The 16,500-nt window shown below is 66.8% G+C and carries 22 protein-coding genes; 16 read left to right on the top strand and 6 right to left on the bottom strand.

The annotated features are described in order from the left end of the window. The 10 genes from AZG88_RS38665 to tuf form a co-directional block, all read left to right on the top strand. The coding region (locus AZG88_RS38665; RefSeq protein WP_156517723.1) for an acetyl-CoA carboxylase biotin carboxyl carrier protein subunit at nt 1–645 on the top strand (645 nt) is incomplete at its 5' end. Further along, a complete protein-coding gene (locus tag AZG88_RS38670) occupies nt 642–1,802 on the top strand; it encodes an acyl-CoA dehydrogenase family protein (RefSeq protein WP_061700668.1) in 1,161 nt (386 codons plus the stop codon). The genes AZG88_RS38665 and AZG88_RS38670, both read left to right, overlap by 4 nt. Continuing rightward, on the top strand, nt 1,802–2,602 hold the full coding sequence (locus tag AZG88_RS38675; protein WP_082833576.1) for an enoyl-CoA hydratase family protein: 801 nt from the start codon (nt 1,802–1,804) through the stop codon (nt 2,600–2,602). The genes AZG88_RS38670 and AZG88_RS38675 overlap by 1 nt, the downstream gene beginning before the upstream one ends. Nucleotides 2,603–2,661: 59 nt before the next feature. Further along, nucleotides 2,662–3,291: a TetR/AcrR family transcriptional regulator gene (locus AZG88_RS38680; protein ID WP_005252194.1), complete on the top strand. Its 630-nt coding sequence runs from the start codon at nt 2,662–2,664 to the stop codon at nt 3,289–3,291. 38 nt (nt 3,292–3,329) lie between these two features. Then, the gene (locus tag AZG88_RS38685; protein ID WP_025433110.1) at nt 3,330–3,854 is read left to right on the top strand and encodes a DUF3558 domain-containing protein; all 525 of its coding nucleotides are present in this window, start codon (nt 3,330–3,332) and stop codon (nt 3,852–3,854) included. Nucleotides 3,855–3,865: 11 nt separating this feature from the next. Continuing rightward, entirely contained in the window at nt 3,866–4,405 is a 540-nt protein-coding gene (locus AZG88_RS38690; RefSeq protein WP_061700685.1) for a DUF3558 domain-containing protein, read from the top strand. A 362-nt stretch (nt 4,406–4,767) separates the two neighbouring features. Beyond that, entirely contained in the window at nt 4,768–5,142 is a 375-nt protein-coding gene (gene rpsL / locus AZG88_RS38695) for a 30S ribosomal protein S12 (protein WP_005252198.1), read from the top strand. Further along, nucleotides 5,142–5,612, top strand: coding sequence for a 30S ribosomal protein S7 (rpsG, locus tag AZG88_RS38700; protein ID WP_005252199.1), 471 nt, complete (start codon nt 5,142–5,144; stop codon nt 5,610–5,612). Before rpsL ends, rpsG begins: the two co-directional genes overlap by 1 nt. 161 nt (nt 5,613–5,773) lie before the next feature. Then, nucleotides 5,774–7,876, top strand: a complete 2,103-nt coding sequence (gene fusA, locus AZG88_RS38705; protein ID WP_005252201.1) for an elongation factor G — start codon at nt 5,774–5,776, stop codon at nt 7,874–7,876. Between the two features lie 89 nt (nt 7,877–7,965). Next, nucleotides 7,966–9,156 (top strand): elongation factor Tu, encoded by a 1,191-nt coding sequence (tuf, locus tag AZG88_RS38710; RefSeq protein WP_005252203.1) that lies wholly within the window; start codon nt 7,966–7,968, stop codon nt 9,154–9,156. 69 nt (nt 9,157–9,225) lie between these two features. Here the strand turns inward: tuf and AZG88_RS38715 are convergent, their stop codons facing one another. Genes AZG88_RS38715 through AZG88_RS38740 form a run of 6 tightly spaced genes read right to left on the bottom strand, consistent with a single transcriptional unit; the run spans nt 9,226 to nt 12,025 of the window. Then, on the bottom strand, nt 9,226–9,498 hold the full coding sequence (locus AZG88_RS38715; protein WP_061700669.1) for a YciI family protein: 273 nt from the start codon (nt 9,496–9,498) through the stop codon (nt 9,226–9,228). A 33-nt stretch (nt 9,499–9,531) separates the two neighbouring features. After that, complete coding sequence (locus AZG88_RS38720) at nt 9,532–10,107, bottom strand: hypothetical protein (RefSeq protein ID WP_061700670.1); 576 nt, start codon at nt 10,105–10,107, stop codon at nt 9,532–9,534. Further along, nucleotides 10,104–11,084: a DUF6286 domain-containing Asp23/Gls24 family envelope stress response protein gene (locus AZG88_RS38725; protein WP_005252215.1), complete on the bottom strand. Its 981-nt coding sequence runs from the start codon at nt 11,082–11,084 to the stop codon at nt 10,104–10,106. The genes AZG88_RS38720 and AZG88_RS38725 overlap by 4 nt, the downstream gene beginning before the upstream one ends. Beyond that, on the bottom strand, nt 11,077–11,256 hold the full coding sequence (locus tag AZG88_RS38730) for a hypothetical protein (RefSeq protein WP_005252219.1): 180 nt from the start codon (nt 11,254–11,256) through the stop codon (nt 11,077–11,079). The genes AZG88_RS38725 and AZG88_RS38730 overlap by 8 nt, the downstream gene beginning before the upstream one ends. Continuing rightward, complete coding sequence (locus tag AZG88_RS38735) at nt 11,253–11,567, bottom strand: Asp23/Gls24 family envelope stress response protein (protein WP_005252220.1); 315 nt, start codon at nt 11,565–11,567, stop codon at nt 11,253–11,255. The genes AZG88_RS38730 and AZG88_RS38735 overlap by 4 nt, the downstream gene beginning before the upstream one ends. Then, nucleotides 11,564–12,025, bottom strand: a complete 462-nt coding sequence (locus AZG88_RS38740; protein WP_005252221.1) for an Asp23/Gls24 family envelope stress response protein — start codon at nt 12,023–12,025, stop codon at nt 11,564–11,566. The genes AZG88_RS38735 and AZG88_RS38740 overlap by 4 nt, the downstream gene beginning before the upstream one ends. Nucleotides 12,026–12,214: 189 nt before the next feature. Between AZG88_RS38740 and AZG88_RS38745 the strand changes: the two genes are divergently transcribed. The 6 genes from AZG88_RS38745 to AZG88_RS38770 all read left to right on the top strand — a co-directional run bounded on the left by AZG88_RS38745 (nt 12,215) and on the right by AZG88_RS38770 (nt 16,496). Further along, nucleotides 12,215–12,742 (top strand): hypothetical protein, encoded by a 528-nt coding sequence (locus tag AZG88_RS38745; protein ID WP_061700671.1) that lies wholly within the window; start codon nt 12,215–12,217, stop codon nt 12,740–12,742. Next, the gene (locus AZG88_RS38750) at nt 12,739–13,254 is read left to right on the top strand and encodes a hypothetical protein (RefSeq protein WP_061044585.1); all 516 of its coding nucleotides are present in this window, start codon (nt 12,739–12,741) and stop codon (nt 13,252–13,254) included. The genes AZG88_RS38745 and AZG88_RS38750 overlap by 4 nt, the downstream gene beginning before the upstream one ends. Nucleotides 13,255–13,265: 11 nt before the next feature. Beyond that, entirely contained in the window at nt 13,266–13,709 is a 444-nt protein-coding gene (locus tag AZG88_RS38755; protein WP_005252226.1) for a hypothetical protein, read from the top strand. An 84-nt stretch (nt 13,710–13,793) separates the two neighbouring features. Continuing rightward, nucleotides 13,794–14,969, top strand: coding sequence for an acyl-CoA dehydrogenase family protein (locus tag AZG88_RS38760; protein WP_005252228.1), 1,176 nt, complete (start codon nt 13,794–13,796; stop codon nt 14,967–14,969). A 9-nt stretch (nt 14,970–14,978) separates the two neighbouring features. Further along, a complete protein-coding gene (locus AZG88_RS38765; RefSeq protein ID WP_061700672.1) occupies nt 14,979–16,106 on the top strand; it encodes an acyl-CoA dehydrogenase family protein in 1,128 nt (375 codons plus the stop codon). Nucleotides 16,107–16,292: 186 nt separating this feature from the next. Then, on the top strand, nt 16,293–16,496 hold the full coding sequence (locus AZG88_RS38770) for a hypothetical protein (protein WP_005252231.1): 204 nt from the start codon (nt 16,293–16,295) through the stop codon (nt 16,494–16,496). The last annotated feature ends 4 nt before the right edge of the window (nt 16,497–16,500 follow it).

Genomic DNA, 16,500 nt, shown 5'->3' on the forward strand with positions numbered 1-16,500 from the left:
CTGGACGTGCTGGCACGTCCGCTGGCCTCGGCCGACACCGAGCGACTGTCGGCGCTGGCCGCCGCACTCGCGGACGCCGCGCACAACCGCGACGTCGCGACCGTGAACACCTCGCTGCCCAGCGGATGGCGGAACCTGGCGTCCGCGCCGCAGAGCAAGACGTTCACGGGAACCGACGGTGACATCGAGATCCGGTACCTGCTCACCCGGTACGGGCTGAAGGCCGAGGGCTTCGACGACGTCGCGCTCGTGTCGGCCACGGCGCGGCACGTCGCACTGGACGTCGCGGGGCTGCGCCGCTCGTTCGAGGTGTCCCGGTACGGGGACGACGTGTTCGTCGACTCCGCCCTGGGCCCGGTGAGCCTGCTCGCCGCACCGCGATTCACCGATCCGAGCGCCGTCATCGCCGAGGGGTCGCTGCTCGCGCCGATGCCGGGTTCCGTCATCCGCCTCGGCGCCGCGGCCGGCGACTCCGTGACCGCCGGTCAGCCGATCGTGTGGCTCGAGGCGATGAAGATGGAACACACGATCAAGGCGCCGGCTTCCGGTGTCCTCACCGAACTTTCCGTGACCGCCGGTCAGCAGGTCGACGTGGGAACGGTCCTGGCAGTAGTCGAAGCAGTGCAGCCTGAAGGAGTGTCATGAGCTTCATCGAGACAGAAGAACAGAAGGAACTCCGCGCCTCCGTGTCGAGGCTCGGGGAGCGATTCAACTACGTCGACTACGTGCTGCCCCGGGCGCGGCGCAGCGAACCGCTGACCGAATTGTGGAACGAGGCAGGTAAACTCGGCTTCCTCGGCGTCAACCTCCCCGAGGAGTACGGGGGCGGCGGCGCAGGTATCTACGAACTCGCCCTCGTCCAGGAAGAACTCGCGGCCCACGGCGCCGGCCTCCTGCTGGTGGTCGTGTCGCCGGCCATCTGCGGCACGATCATCGGCAAGTACGGCACCGAGGAGCAGAAGCAGACCTGGCTCCCCGGCATCGCCGACGGTTCGAAGATCATGGCGTTCGGCATCACCGAGGCCGACGCGGGTTCGAACTCGCACCAGATCACGACCACCGCTCGTCGAGACGGTGACGATTGGCTGCTGTCGGGGAACAAGATCTACATTTCCGGGGTCGACCAGGCCGACGCCGTGCTGATCGTCGCGCGGACCGAGGACTCGAAGACGGGCAAGCTGAAGCCCGCGCTGTTCATCGTCCCCACCGACGCCGAGAACTTCGTGAAGACGCCGATGGAGATGGACATCGTCGAGCCCGACCACCAGTTCATGCTGTTCCTCGACGACGTCCGGCTACCCGCCGACGGCCTCGTCGGTGAGGCCGATGCGGCGTTGATGCAGCTGTTCGCGGGTCTCAACCCCGAACGCATCCTCGGCGCCGCCATGGCGATCGGCATGGGCCGCTACGCGCTGGACGCCGCGGTGCGGTTCGCGAAGGAACGCACGGTGTGGAAGCAGCCGATCGGCGCGCACCAGGGCATCTCGCATCCGCTGGCGCAGATCAAGATCGAACTCGAACTCGCCAAGCTGATGATGCAGAAGGCGGCCGTCCTCTACGACACTGGCGACGACTTCGGCGCCGCCGAGGCCGCCAACATGGCCAAGTACGCCGCCGCCGAGGCCAGCATCAAGGCACTCGACCAGGCCGTCCAGACGCACGGCGGCGCAGGCCTGACCAAGGAATACGGTCTCGCGGCGATGCTCGGCGCGGCACGCATCGCCCGTGTTGCCCCGGTGAGCCGGGAAATGATCCTCAACTTCGTCTCCCAGCACTCGCTCGGGCTGCCGAAGTCGTACTGATGTCGAACGGACAGCACATGACCGACGTGGAAGCCGACCGGTACGTCCGGTACGAGGTGAATCGGGGGTTCGCCACCCTCACCCTCGATTCGCCCCACAACAGGAACGCGATCTCCGGCAGGCTCGTGGACGAACTGCTGCAGGGATTGCGGGACGCCGCCGCGGACGACGACGTCCGCAGCGTCGTCCTCACCCACACCGGCGGCACGTTCTGCGCCGGCGCGGATCTGAGTGAGACGTCCGGCGACGTCCGCTCGCGCACCCGGCAGATGGCCGACCTGCTGCGGGCCATCGTCGAGTTGCCCAAGCCGGTGATCGCCCGGATCGACGGTCACGTCCGGGCCGGGGGCATGGGTTTGGTCGGGGCCTGCGACATCGCCGTCGCCGGCCCGCGCAGCACGTTCGCGCTCACCGAGGTCCGGCTCGGACTCGCCGCGTCGATCATCTCGTTGACCGTGTTGCCCCGGATCGATTCGCGCGCCGCGAGCCGCTACCTCCTCACGGGCGAGAAGTTCGGTGCCCACGAGGCGGAGGCCATCGGGCTGATCAGCGAGTCCGCCGAGGATCCCGAGGACACCGTCGAGGAAGTGCTCGACCAGTTGCGGCAGGCGTCGCCGCAGGGCCTGGCCGAGTCGAAGACCCTGACGACGCGCGGTGTGCTCGCCGATTTCGACCGCTACACCGACGAGCTGACCGCCCAGTCGGCGAGGCTGTTCGAATCCGAGGAGGCACGGGAAGGCATGATGGCGTTCCTGCAGAAGCGGCCGCCGAGATGGGCCTCCGGCCCCGTGCGTGGTTGACGAGTCTCAGGACTCGTCGAGCACTCACGGGCGCGCAGCGCGACGAGAGGAAGTGACACATGACCCGCGAACCGAAGCAGGACCGTAGCCGGGTCACGCGCGGGCACCTCCTCGAGGTCACCATCGACTGCCTCGCCGAGCTGGGGTGGGGTGCCACCACGGTGAGCCTCGTCGCGCAGCGCGCCGGGGTGTCCCGCGGCGCGACCCAGCACCATTTCCCCACCCGCGAGGACCTCATCACCGCGGCGCTCGAGGTCATGTTCGACGCCCGGATGGAGCAGGCCCGGCGCGAGGCCACCGACCTGCCGACCGGGGAGGGGCGCACCGAGGCCGTGGTGTCGCGGCTCGTCGACTACTACACGGGCACCCTGTTCAAGGCGGCGCTGCAGGTCTGGACGGCTGCGGCCGCCGACCCCGAACTCCGGGCCCGGATCGTGCCGCTCGAGGAACGGTTCGGGCGGGTCGCACACCGCACCGCCGTCGAACACTTCGGATTCGACGACGCCGATCCGGTGGCGCACCGGCTCGTCCAGGCCACCCTGGATCTCGCCCGCGGACTCGGCCTCGCCGACGTGCTCACGGACGACTCCAAACGACGAGGGGAGATCGTGCGGCAGTGGGCGGCGCAGCTGGATGCGGCGTTACCGTCGGCACAGCCGCGGCCGCTGGACGCGGCCGTTCTCGACTGACCGGGCAAAGAGCGCGGGGATCGGTAGAGTCACCGACCATGGGCCGGAAATGGGGAGCGCTCGTCCTGATCACCGTCGCCGCCGGTCTGGCCGGCTGTGGGGGAGACGGAGACGATTCCGGTACCGATCCTGCCGCGCAGCAACTCCCGCAGGTGACCGATCCGGGCCCGTTCTTCGGTCAGTGCGGTTCGGTCACCGACGACGAGGTCGCGAAGGCGTTCGGGATGCCGCCCTTCACCGGCGTGACGCGAAATTCCGTCGGCTGCGAGTGGGAAACCGCGGGAATAGGCGGTCCCAGCGTGACGTTCTCCTGGTACCGCGGCAGTCCCATCGGCCGCGAGCGGGCAGGTTCCGAGCTGATCGGCAGGCCGGCCACCGACATCGACGTCCAGGGGCATCCCGGATTCATCGCATCGTCCGAAGGAATTCTGTGTGAACTCGGCGTGGAGTTCGGGGGCGACTTCGTCCACTGGTCGGTGATGTACGCGGACGCGCAACCCGCGGCGGACCCGTGCACGGTGGCGCGCGATCTCGCCGAACTCAGCGTGTCGAGGGCCAAATGAGCGGGGGAGTGATGAACGGCGGGACGTGGCGTGCCGTGCGGGTGCTGGCCGCGGCCACGGCGGTCGGGCTGATCGCGGGGTGCGGGTCGACGATCGAGGGCTCGCCCAGGGCGGAGGGGGCGTCCTCGTCCGGTGACACCGAACAGTTCACGGCCCTGTTGGAGGAGTGCAACGCCGTCGCCGACGAACAGATCGCCCAGACCGTCGGCGCCGACGCCATCGAACGGGGCTTCTTCGGCGCGATCTGCCGCTGGGACGCGGTCGGCTCCAACGGTCCCGTGAAGGTGACGTTCAACTGGTTCGAGACGGGTTCACTCGACACGGAGAAGTCGACCGGCGAGAAGCTCGGCTACACCGTGGAGTCCGCCACCATCCAGGGGCGCAAGGCCGTCGTGATGCGTCCCCCCGGCGATCCGGGGGCGTGCGGAGTGACGGTCGGATCACCCTCCGCGGGCGTCGTCGGCTGGTGGGTACAGTTCCAGACGGGGGCGGCAGACCCGTGTGAAGCGGCATCGACGCTTGCGGATCTGACGCTCAATCTGAGTAGTTGATGTGCCCGTGTCCGTACCGACAGCTCCGAGCAGTACCCCACATCGCAGGTCAGCCCTTACCACTGCCAGCCCACTTTGACCTTCCGGCGCGCCGCCGGGTATCGTTGTGGGTCGTGTCCGGCATGCCCGGGCCGATCTGTGTGCCTAGCGAGGTATTGCCGTGCGCGCGTTCGTGCAGATTTCTGCATGGAACGAGCATCCGGCTGCCTGTGTGGGGGTATGCGACACACCCGACCTCGGGTGCAGCTCGAGGTGCGGGTGAGGGGCAGCAGCTCTCTTGCCCCAACTGCTAGATCCCTAATTTCAGAACAGCCAAGGTTGCTTGTCCAGAGCAGTCTGTTCAACACGAAGAAAGCCGGTAAATGCCAACCATCAACCAGCTGGTCCGCAAGGGCCGCCGCGACAAGACCGCGAAGGTCAAGACGGCAGCCCTCAAGGGCAGCCCGCAGCGTCGTGGCGTGTGCACCCGCGTGTACACCACCACCCCGAAGAAGCCGAACTCGGCGCTCCGTAAGGTCGCGCGTGTGCGCTTGACCAGCTCCGTCGAGGTCACCGCTTACATCCCGGGCGAGGGTCACAACCTGCAGGAGCACTCGATGGTGCTCGTCCGCGGTGGTCGTGTGAAGGACCTCCCCGGTGTGCGCTACAAGATCATCCGTGGCTCGCTCGACACCCAGGGTGTCAAGGGCCGCAAGCAGGCCCGCAGCCGCTACGGCGCCAAGAAGGAGAAGAGCTAATGCCACGTAAGGGCCCCGCTCCGAAGCGTCCGCTCATCAACGACCCGGTCTACGGTTCGCCCCTGGTGACGCAGCTCGTCAACAAGATTCTCCTGGACGGCAAGAAGTCCACCGCCGAGCGCATCGTCTACGAAGCACTCGAGCAGGCGCGCGAGAAGACCGGTACCGATCCGGTCGTCACCCTCAAGCGCGCACTGGACAACGTCAAGCCTGCCCTCGAGGTCCGCAGCCGCCGTGTCGGTGGCGCCACCTACCAGGTGCCGGTCGAGGTCCGTCCGGGCCGCTCCACCACCCTCGCGCTCCGCTGGCTCGTGACCTTCTCCCGGCAGCGCCGCGAGAAGACCATGGTCGAGCGTCTCGCCAACGAGCTCCTCGATGCCAGCAACGGCTTGGGTGCCGCTGTGAAGCGCCGTGAGGACACTCACAAGATGGCCGAAGCCAACAAGGCATTCGCCCACTACCGCTGGTGACGTCACGTCGGAGCAGTCACCTACCGTGACTGCTCCGGCGTCGTCGCACGTCGGGCCCCTACCGGGGACCGGCTGATCTACAACTCGAGACAATGGCCCCGCTGGTGGAACACCGGGGAGGCCGACACCCGATACACGAGCTACGAGCGGGGAAGAATCCTGTGGCACAGGAAGTGCTGACCGACCTGAACAAGGTCCGCAACATCGGCATCATGGCGCACATCGATGCCGGCAAGACCACGACCACCGAGCGCATCCTGTTCTACACCGGTGTCAACTACAAGATCGGTGAGACGCACGACGGTGCCTCGACCACGGACTGGATGGAACAGGAGAAGGAACGCGGCATCACGATCACCTCTGCCGCGGTGACCTGCTTCTGGAACAACAACCAGATCAACATCATCGACACGCCGGGCCACGTCGACTTCACCGTCGAGGTGGAGCGTTCGCTCCGCGTGCTCGACGGTGCCGTCGCAGTGTTCGACGGCAAAGAGGGCGTCGAGCCCCAGTCGGAGCAGGTGTGGCGTCAGGCCGCCAAGTACGACGTTCCGCGCATCTGTTTCGTCAACAAGATGGACAAGATGGGCGCGGACTTCTACTTCACGGTCCAGACCATCATCGACCGCCTCGGCGCGAAGCCGCTCGTTCTCCAGCTGCCGATCGGCGCCGAGGACGACTTCGACGGCGTCGTCGACCTGGTCGAGATGAAGGCTGTCACCTGGCGTGGCACGGTCGCCATCGGCGCCGAGCCCACCATCGAGGAGATCCCGGCCGATCTCGCCGACAAGGCTGCCGAGTACCGCGAGAAGCTGCTCGAGACGGTCGCCGAGTCCGACGAGAAGCTCATGGAGAAGTACTTCGCCGGCGAGGAGCTCTCCGTCGAGGAGATCAAGGGCGCCATCCGCAAGATGACGGTCAACTCCGAGCTGTACCCGGTGCTGTGTGGTTCCGCGTTCAAGAACAAGGGCGTTCAGCCCATGCTCGACGCGGTCATCGACTACCTGCCGAACCCGCTGGACATCGGCGAGGTCCAGGGTCACGCCCTGGGCAACGAAGAAGAGATCCTCACGCGTAAGCCGAGCAAGGAAGAGCCGTTCTCGGCTCTGGCCTTCAAGATCGCTTCGCACCCGTTCTTCGGCAAGCTGACGTTCGTCCGCGTGTACTCCGGCCGGATCGATCCGGGCGCCCAGGTCATGAACGCGACCAAGGGCAAGAAGGAGCGCATCGGAAAGCTCTTCCAGATGCACGCCAACAAGGAGAACCCGGTCGACGAGGCCGTGGCCGGCCACATCTACGCGATGATCGGTCTGAAGGACACCACGACCGGTGACACCCTGTGTGCACAGGACGCGCCGATCGTGCTCGAGTCCATGAGCTTCCCGGACCCGGTCATCCAGGTCTCGATCGAGCCCAAGACCAAGTCCGACCAGGAGAAGCTGGGCACCGCGATCCAGAAGCTCGCCGAAGAGGACCCGACGTTCTCCGTCGAACTCGACGAGGAGACCGGCCAGACCGTCATCGGCGGCATGGGCGAGCTCCACCTCGACATCCTCGTCGACCGTATGCGTCGCGAGTTCAAGGTCGAGGCCAACGTCGGCAAGCCGCAGGTTGCCTACCGCGAGACCATCACCAAGAAGGTCGAGAAGCACGACTTCACCCACAAGAAGCAGACGGGTGGATCGGGCCAGTTCGCCAAGGTGATCATCGCGCTGGAGCCGTTCGTCGGCGAAGACGGTGCCACCTACGAGTTCGAGAACAAGGTCTCCGGCGGCCGCATCCCTCGCGAGTACATCCCTTCCGTGGATGCAGGCGCGCAGGACGCGATGCAGTACGGCGTTCTTGCCGGCTACCCGCTGGTGAACCTGAAGCTGTCGCTGCTCGACGGTGCGTACCACGACGTCGACTCGTCGGAAATGGCCTTCAAGGTTGCCGGTTCGCAGGCGCTGAAGGAAGCCGCCCGCAAGGCCGGCCCGGTCATTCTCGAGCCGCTCATGGCTGTCGAGGTCACCACACCCGAGGAGTACATGGGTGACGTGATCGGCGACCTGAACTCCCGCCGTGGCCAGATCCAGGCCATGGAGGAACGCAGTGGTGCCCGTGTCGTGAAGGCGCTGGTTCCGCTCTCGGAGATGTTTGGTTACATCGGTGATCTGCGGTCGAAGACCCAGGGCCGGGCGAACTTCTCCATGGTGTTCGATTCCTACGCAGAGGTTCCCGCGAACGTCTCGAAGGAAATCATCGCCAAGGCGACCGGCGAGTAACCTCGGTTCCAGCCGGCCGAAGCACGACCCAGTAATAACAACCGCACTGCTGCATACCGCAAGCATCAATCAGTCCAGGAGGACACACAGTGGCGAAGGCGAAGTTCGAGCGGACGAAGCCGCACGTGAACATCGGCACCATCGGTCACGTCGACCACGGCAAGACCACGCTGACCGCGGCCATCACCAAGGTTCTGCACGACGCGTACCCGGATCTCAACGAGGCTTCGGCCTTCGACGAGATCGACAAGGCTCCTGAGGAGAAGGCTCGCGGTATCACGATCAACATCTCGCATGTTGAGTACCAGACCGAGAAGCGCCACTACGCGCACGTCGATGCTCCCGGTCACGCCGACTACATCAAGAACATGATCACCGGTGCGGCGCAGATGGACGGCGCCATCCTCGTGGTCGCGGCCACCGACGGCCCGATGCCCCAGACGCGTGAGCACGTGCTGCTCGCCCGCCAGGTCGGCGTGCCGTACATCCTCGTCGCCCTGAACAAGGCCGACATGGTGGACGACGACGAGATCATCGAGCTCGTCGAGATGGAGGTCCGTGAGCTCCTCGCTGCGCAGGAGTTCGACGAGGACGCTCCGGTTGTCAAGGTCTCCGCACTCAAGGCGCTCGAGGGCGACCCGGAGTGGACCAAGAACATCCTCGAGCTCATGGCTGCGGTCGACGAGTCCATCCCGGACCCGGTCCGCGAGACCGAGAAGCCCTTCCTCATGCCCGTCGAGGACGTCTTCACGATCACCGGTCGTGGCACCGTCGTCACCGGTCGTATCGAGCGTGGCGTGATCAACGTCAACGAGGACGTCGAGATCGTCGGCATCAAGGAAACCAAGACCAAGACCACGGTCACGGGTATCGAGATGTTCCGCAAGCTCCTCGACTCGGGCCAGGCCGGTGACAACGTCGGTCTGCTGGTTCGTGGTATCAAGCGCGAAGATGTCGAGCGTGGACAGGTTGTCGTCAAGCCCGGCACCACCACCCCGCACACCGAGTTCGAGGGCCAGGCGTACATCCTGTCCAAGGACGAGGGCGGCCGCCACACGCCGTTCTTCAACAACTACCGTCCGCAGTTCTACTTCCGTACCACGGACGTGACGGGCGTTGTGACGCTGCCCGAGGGCACCGAGATGGTCATGCCCGGTGACAACACCGAGATGTCCGTCAAGCTGATCCAGCCCGTCGCCATGGACGAGGGCCTGCGCTTCGCGATCCGCGAAGGCGGCCGTACCGTCGGCGCCGGCAAGGTCACGAAGATCAACAAGTGATCTAGCTCCACCAACGCCAATGGCGCTCACCCTCCGGGTGGGCGCCATTGGCGTTTTCGGGGTACGGACTCAGCGGTAGTTCAGCGCATCCCATTCTCGGATGTCGCCGGGATGTGCGATACCTTCGAGAACGAACGGGTCGCGGGCGATGAACTGTTCTGCTCGCTCGCGGCTGCTGAAGATCGCCATCGATCCGTTATGCGCCGAGTCGTCGAACGGTCCGATACCCAGGAGCCCACCTTCCGCGGCGAACGCGTCGAGGTACTCCCGGTGCCGTGGATAGATCTCCGGGATCCGGGCGGCGGTGGTCGGATCGGTCGTGTAGAACACCACGTACTCCATGGCACCGAACCTACCGAGACCGGAACACCCGCGTCAGCTTTCGACGTGCGCCGGGTGGTCGGCGCGGTCGAGGTGGAGCAGGACCTGGGTGGCGACCTCTTCACCGCCGAGGGTCGATGCGACCCACGACGCGACGTCCTCGGATTTGCGGGTGAAGTCGTAGATGTCGAGGGTGGGGTCGGCGGTCACGACGATCGACAGGGTGGGGAGGCCGCGTTCGATGACGGCGCGAGCGCGTGTCTGCCGGACTCCGGGGTACTGTGCGAGTTCACTGGCGACCCCGTTGGCGAGGGAGCCGAGATCGACGGTGACGTAGGTGCCCGATTCGCGATCCGGTACGGCGACGGGGGACGTGCGTCGCCGGGTGAGGTCCAGGGCGAGGAGCACGATCCCGAAGACCAGTCCCACGACGACCGTGGCGGCGAGCGCCCAGCCCCACCAGTCCTGGTCGGGGAGTGCGGTGACGCGCGCGCGGTCGTACCGCGACACCCATTCGCGGACGATCGGAACCTGCAGGTCCCAGGCCACGGCGTAGACGCCGAACCCGAGGAGTGCGAGCCCGACGATCAGGACGATGACCCGGTTGACGGCGGCGGTCCGATGTCTCACGGCTTCACCTGCACTCGGAGTTCGGGGGACGTGCCGAGCAGCGACAGCGTCGGTTCCACTGCCTCGCGGACGGAGATGGCCACGTCGCCGGCGGGTGTCGATTCGGTGCGCACCACGCGGACGGTGACGTGCTTGCGGTCGACTGTCGTGTGCGCCGACAGCACCCCGGGGACGGTCTTGGCGTGGCTACTGGAATTGCGAGCGAGGTCGGTGGGGCGCAGCCAGACGATCGGGGTCTCACCCACCGCGAGCGGCAGGTGGGTGCGCGGCCGCGGTTTGAGGGCCGCGACGATGAACACGACCCCCAGGACGATCGCGCCTGCCGCGACGGGGACGATCCACTCGGACCAGTGCAGGCGGCCCAGCCATTGCACGGTGTTGCGGATCCAGGGCGCGTTGGCGAAGGTGCCGCGCATGATGAGCAGCTCACGCGCCGCGACGACCGCGAGACCGAGGGCTCCGACGGCGACGATGATTGCGGCGGGCACGGCGGCCGGGGTCGCGCGCGGCGTGCGTGGCCGGATGGGCGTCACCGGGGCGGGCGGCACGGCCGGGTCGCCTTGTTCGGAGTAGCGGCTTTCGGTCGAACTGTCTTCGGGGGCTGCGGATTCCGTTCCGACGACCACGATGTTGAGTTCGATGACCGGCATGCCCGTCATCTGCTCGACCTGACGGTGCACCTGCGCGCGGAGCCGGCGGTTGACGAGGTCGAGGTGGCACGGCCACTGCACCGCGATGTACAGGTTGATCGCGACGGCGCCCGCTCCCGTCGAGACGTCGGCGCGGGGCAGTTCCCGGCCCGTCAGGCGGGACAGCCCACCGGACTGCTTTACTACGCCGGGTACCTGGAGCGCCGCGGCGACGGCGATCTTCACGACGGCGCGCTCCTTGATGACCAGTTCGCCGCGCAGGGCGGTGTCGTCGAGCGCCGCGTCGTCGTGGGGACCGGCGGGGGGTGCGGTGAAGGGTTCAGCCACGGCCGCGGCTTCGGAGGATGGCGCCGAGGTCGAGGTGGCCGTCGCGGTGCGCGCCGACGGCCATACCCAGCGCGCCGAGGAGGACTGCGAAGACGAATCCGCTGAAACCACCGAGGATCCCGGCGATGGCGAGAAGTAACCCGACGATCAGGCCTGTGATTGTGCTGTTCATTGAGCTTGTCCTGTCTCTGTCAGGAGATCTTCGATGGTCACGTCGACGGGGACGTCCACCAGCGATTCCACTGCGGCCCGCACTCTTTCGGCGGTGTCGACGACGTTGGCGGGGTAGCGCGCCGCGAGGTGGACGGCACAGGACGTGGGGCCGACGGTCACCCCGGTCACCCGGCGTCCGGGCAGGTAGGTCGCGACTTCACCGAACGCGCCGCCGTGCATCGCTGCCACCCCGGGCGTTGCGAGGACGGCCGCGACGATGCGTTCGGAGATGTCCTCGGCGTGGGTATCCGGTGGAAGTGGTCCGGTCACTGCACCCTCGGTTTGCCGTCGAGCTCGGACGCGGCCTCGGATTCGTCGAACAGCATGACGTCGAAGACGGTGATGTTCACTTCGGTCACTTCGAGCCCGGTCATGCGCTCGACGGCCGCGATGACGTTGCGGCGGATGCCGACCGCGAGTTCGTGCAGTGCGACGCCGTACTCCGCGACGATGCCGATGTCGATGGCGGCCTGTTTCTCGCCGACTTCGACGGCGACGCCCTGGGCGTGGTTGACGCGGGCGCCGGGGATCCGATCGCGGAGAGCGCCGACAGCGCGTGCGGTGCCGCCGCCGACGTCGTAGACGCCGTTGATCTCACGGGTGGCGATACCGGCGATCTTGGCGACCACGGCGTCCGCGATGATGGTCCGTCCCTCGGAACTGACGAGTTCCGGCGTCGCCCCGGCACCGAACTGCACGCGGCTGCGTGCGCCTGAATCGCTGGTCATCGTGGATCCCCTTCGAGTCGCCTGCCTTCTCTTCAACAGTAATGATCACCGACCGTACGCGGGGTCTCCCACGCGCCTTTGCGCCCGCGGATCTGCCGACGGGAGGCACCGAAAAATATTTGATATGACTACCCGGTAGCATCTGACGTGATGCAGGTAACAGAGGCACGGCACGACGGAAGGAACTCCATGGCGGAAGAGCCCACCGGTGAGGACGCCGCTCCCCAGGCCCGGACGCCGGCCGTCACCGCGAGTGTGGTGGTTCTGGCCGTCCTCGCGCTCGCGTTTCTCGCGGTGAGCGGCTACTTCGGCTACACGCACCGGCAGGCGGAGCAGGAGGCGCAGCAGAGATCCGAAATCCTCGATGCAGCGCGCCAGGGCGTCGTGAATCTGACGACGATGGACTTCGAGCGGGCCGACGAAGACGTGCAGAAGGTGCTCGACGGTTCGGCCGGAGAATTTCGCGACGAATTCGACGCTCGGTCCGCTGACCTGATCGCGGTCATGCAGGAGGCGAAGGTCAAGTCCCAGGGGGAGGTGCGCCAGGCTGCGATCGAGGCGCAGAACGGCGACTCCGCGGACGTGCTCGTGGCGGTCGCGCAGAAGGTGTCCAACGCGGGCGGCGCTGCCGAGGAACCGCGCGGTCAGAGAATGCGCGTGACGATGCAACTCGAGGACGGCACATACAAGATCGTGAAGGCAGGGGTCGTGCAGTGAGTACCGACGCATCGCCGAAGTCGCGCAGACTCCTCCTGATCCTGGGCGCGCTCACCGCGGTCGTGGCCGTGCTGGCGGGGGTCCTGTACTTCACGCTCTACCGGCCCGACCAGCGTGTCGACGACACCGTCCGCGCCGCCGTCACCGATACCGCTTCGCAGGGCGCGATCGCCCTGCTGTCGTACAAGCCGGACACGGTGGAGAACGACGTCGGTGCCGCGAAGGAACGCCTGACGGGGGAGTTCCTCGACTACTACACCCAGTTCACGACGGACGTCGTCGTGCCGGCGGCCAAGGAGAGTCAGGTGGCCACCCAGGCGACGGTGGCCGCGTCCGGTCCGGTCGAGGTGGCGGCCGACACCGCGACCGTGCTGCTGTTCGTCAACCAGACCACCACCAGTGCGGCGAAACCGGAACCGGCGGTGACGGCGACGAGCATCAACGTCGAGCTGACCAAGTCCGGCGAGAACTGGCTGATTTCCGGCTTCGATCCGGTCTGGTCGCACGGGTAGCGTTGGCGCCCATGAGTACTCTTCGAGAGGTCGGCGACCGCGAGTCGTGGCGTTGCTGGCTGTGTGACGAACCGGTGGATCCCGACATGTCGGTCAACGATCCGCGCGGCCCCAGCATCGACAGCGTCGTCACCGCGAAGAAAGCCAAGGCGAAGGGCGGCGTCGAACGCCTCGCCCACCGCGCGTGCAACACCAAGAAGGGTGCCGTCAAACCGGTCGTGCCGTGGCCCGACCGGTTGTTCGTCGTCGATCCCGCTCCGATCATCGGTGTGGTCGAACAGCTCGGCCGCAAGGGTGGCCGGGTGGCGGTGGCGCGGTGCCCGGGCAAATCGGACGCCGAGGACGCGGCGGAGTGGTTGCTCGACAGGTTGTCCCGTCTCGCACCGGAACTGAACGTCGAGACGCAGATCGACGCCGCCGGAGGTGCGTACCTGCTCGTCCTCCGCACCGCCTGAAAGTACTCACGGGCGGCGGAGCCGCACGAGGGAGTAACGTCGGGACCAGAACATGAATCCGACCTCGAGTGCGAAGGAATTCCGATGAATCTGGCCTTGACCGACGAGGAGCTGGCGTTCCGCGACGAGATGCGAACGTTCTTCACCACGCAGATTCCGGCGGAGATCCGCGAGCGGTATGCGCGTGGAGAGGAAGTGGGGAAGGAAGGGTTCATCGAGTCCCAGCGGATTCTGAACTCCAACGGTCTCGCGACGCCGCACTGGCCGGTCGAGTGGGGCGGCCGCGACTGGACGCCGGTGCAGAAGCACATCTGGCTCGACGAACTGCAGCTCGCGTCGGTACCCGAGCCGCTTGCGTTCAACACCAGCATGGTCGGCCCCGTCATCGCGGCATTCGGTTCGCAGGAGCAGAAGGAGAAGTTCCTTCCCCCGACCGCCAACCTCGACATCTGGTGGTGCCAGGGATTCTCCGAACCCGAGGCCGGCTCCGACCTCGCGTCGCTGAAGACCCGCGCCGTCCGCGACGGCGACGACTACGTGATCAACGGCCAGAAGACGTGGACCACCCTGGCGCAGCACGCCGACTGGATCTTCGTCCTCGCCCGCACCAACCCGGACGCTCCCAAGAAGCAGGCCGGTATCTCGTTCATCCTCGTCGACATGAAGACGCCCGGCGTCACGGTGCGCCCGATCAAGCTGATCGACGGCGGCTACGAGGTCAACGAGATCTTCTTCGAGGACGTGCGCGTGCCGGCCGAGAACCTCGTGGGCGAGGAGAACCAGGGCTGGAGCTACGCCAAGTTCCTGCTCGGCAACGAGCGCACCGGTGTGACCCGGCTGGGATTCTCCAAAGTCCGTCTCGCGCAGGCGAAGGAACGCGCCGCCGAGATCTCGGTCGGCGAGGGGACGCTGCTCGACGACCCGCTGTTCGCCGCCCGGATCGCCGAACTGGAGAACGAGATCATCGCGCTCGAACTCACCCAGCTGCGGGTGGTCGCCAGTTCGGCCGACGGCAAGCCGAACCCGGCGTCGTCGCTGCTGAAGCTGCGCGGGTCCGAACTGCAGCAGGCCACCCTCGAACTGCTGACCGACGTCGCGGGACCCGACTCCCTGCCCTTCGCCGCCGGTGACGGCATCTCCTCGCCGCTCTGGGCGCAGCGGACGGCCCCGACCTACCTGAACTACCGCAAGGTTTCCATCTACAGCGGATCGAGCGAAGTGCAGCGCAGCATCATCGCCTCCTCGATCCTCGGATTGTGAGGGCGTGACATGGACTTCGAACTGACCGACGAACAGAAACTGCTGCGCGACACCACCCGCGAACTGCTCGGCCGCAGCTACGACGCGGAGAAGCGCAACGCCGTCACCGACACCGAGCAGGGGTGGAGCCCGCAGGTGTGGAAGCAACTCGCCGAGGTCGGACTGCTGGGTCTGAGCTTCGACGAGGAAGACGGCGGAATGGGCGCCGGACCTGTCGAGGTCGCGTCGGTGATGACGGAGATCGGCCGCCGCCTCGCGCCCGAACCCGTCCTCGACGCCGTGCTCGTTCCCGGCGGTCTGATCGCCGCGTCCGGCAGCACGGAGCAGCGGCGCCGGATTCTGCCGGACGTGTCAGAGGGCAACGTCCTGCTGGCCTTCGCCGATCGGGAACCGGGTGTGCGCTGGCCGTCCACCCAGGTGTCCACGACCGCGAAGAAGGACGGCGACGCGTGGACCCTCACCGGTACCAAGAATCCCGTTCCGCACGGCGGCAGCGCGAACACCCTGGTCGTGACGGCGGCACTCCCGGACGGGGGGGTCGGACTGTTCCTCGTCGACGCCGACGCCAGCGGCTTGACCCGCACCGCCTACGCGACCCACGACGGTCTGCGGGCCGCGCAGGTCGAATTGTCGGACACCCCGGCTGAGCCTCTCGGTGAGGGCGGTGACGCGTCGTCGGCGATCGAGGGCGCGCAGATCCGGGCGCAGGCGGCACTGTGTGCGGAGGCCGTCGGCGCGATGGAGGAAGCTCTGCGACTGACCACCGAGTACCTGAAGACCCGCAAGCAGTTCGGTGTTCCGATCGCGAAGTTCCAGACGCTCACGCACCGTGCGGCCGACATGTATGTGCTGCTGGAACTGGCTCGCAGCATGAGTCTCTACGCGACGATGTCGCTGGCCGACGGAACCGTCGATCCGGTGGTCGCGTCCCGTGCCAAGCTGCAGATCGGCCGCTCCGCCCGCACGATCGGGCAGGAAGCGATTCAGATGCACGGCGGCATCGGCATGACGGCCGAGTATCCGGTCGGGCACTACCTGAGCCGGCTGACCGCCATCGAGCACACCCTCGGCGGGTCCGACGACCACCTGCGGGTGCTCGCGTCGGCGACAACCCAGGGCACCATCAGCATCATCTAGCCGCGCCCGTGAGTACTTCTCAACCGCCCGCGGTTGAGAAGTACTCACGGGTCCAGGTCTCGGATTGGTATCGGAACACGCGTTTTCGACGTGTCGCACAGGGACCCCAGTGTGACGCGGCTAACGTTCTGCGCGCACACCAGAACTCACGGGGGATGTACGTAATCTCGGTGAAGGAGCATTGCCATGGGGTCCGGTCCAGTCAAAGCGATCATGTGGAGCCTGCTTTTCGTGGGACTCGTCGGTGCGGGAGTCGGGATCTCCGAACTGCACGTCCCGTGGACGGTCGCATCGCTGATCGTCGCGTCGGTCTCCGGCCTGGTCCTGCTCAGGATCCGCGCCGACGCGCACCCCGAACTGCACAGCGACCGCCGGATGGCCGCCGGCTGACCCC

The sequence above is a fragment of the Rhodococcus sp. LB1 genome (genome assembly GCF_001583455.1).
GTDB lineage: Bacteria > Actinomycetota > Actinomycetes > Mycobacteriales > Mycobacteriaceae > Rhodococcus_F > Rhodococcus_F opacus.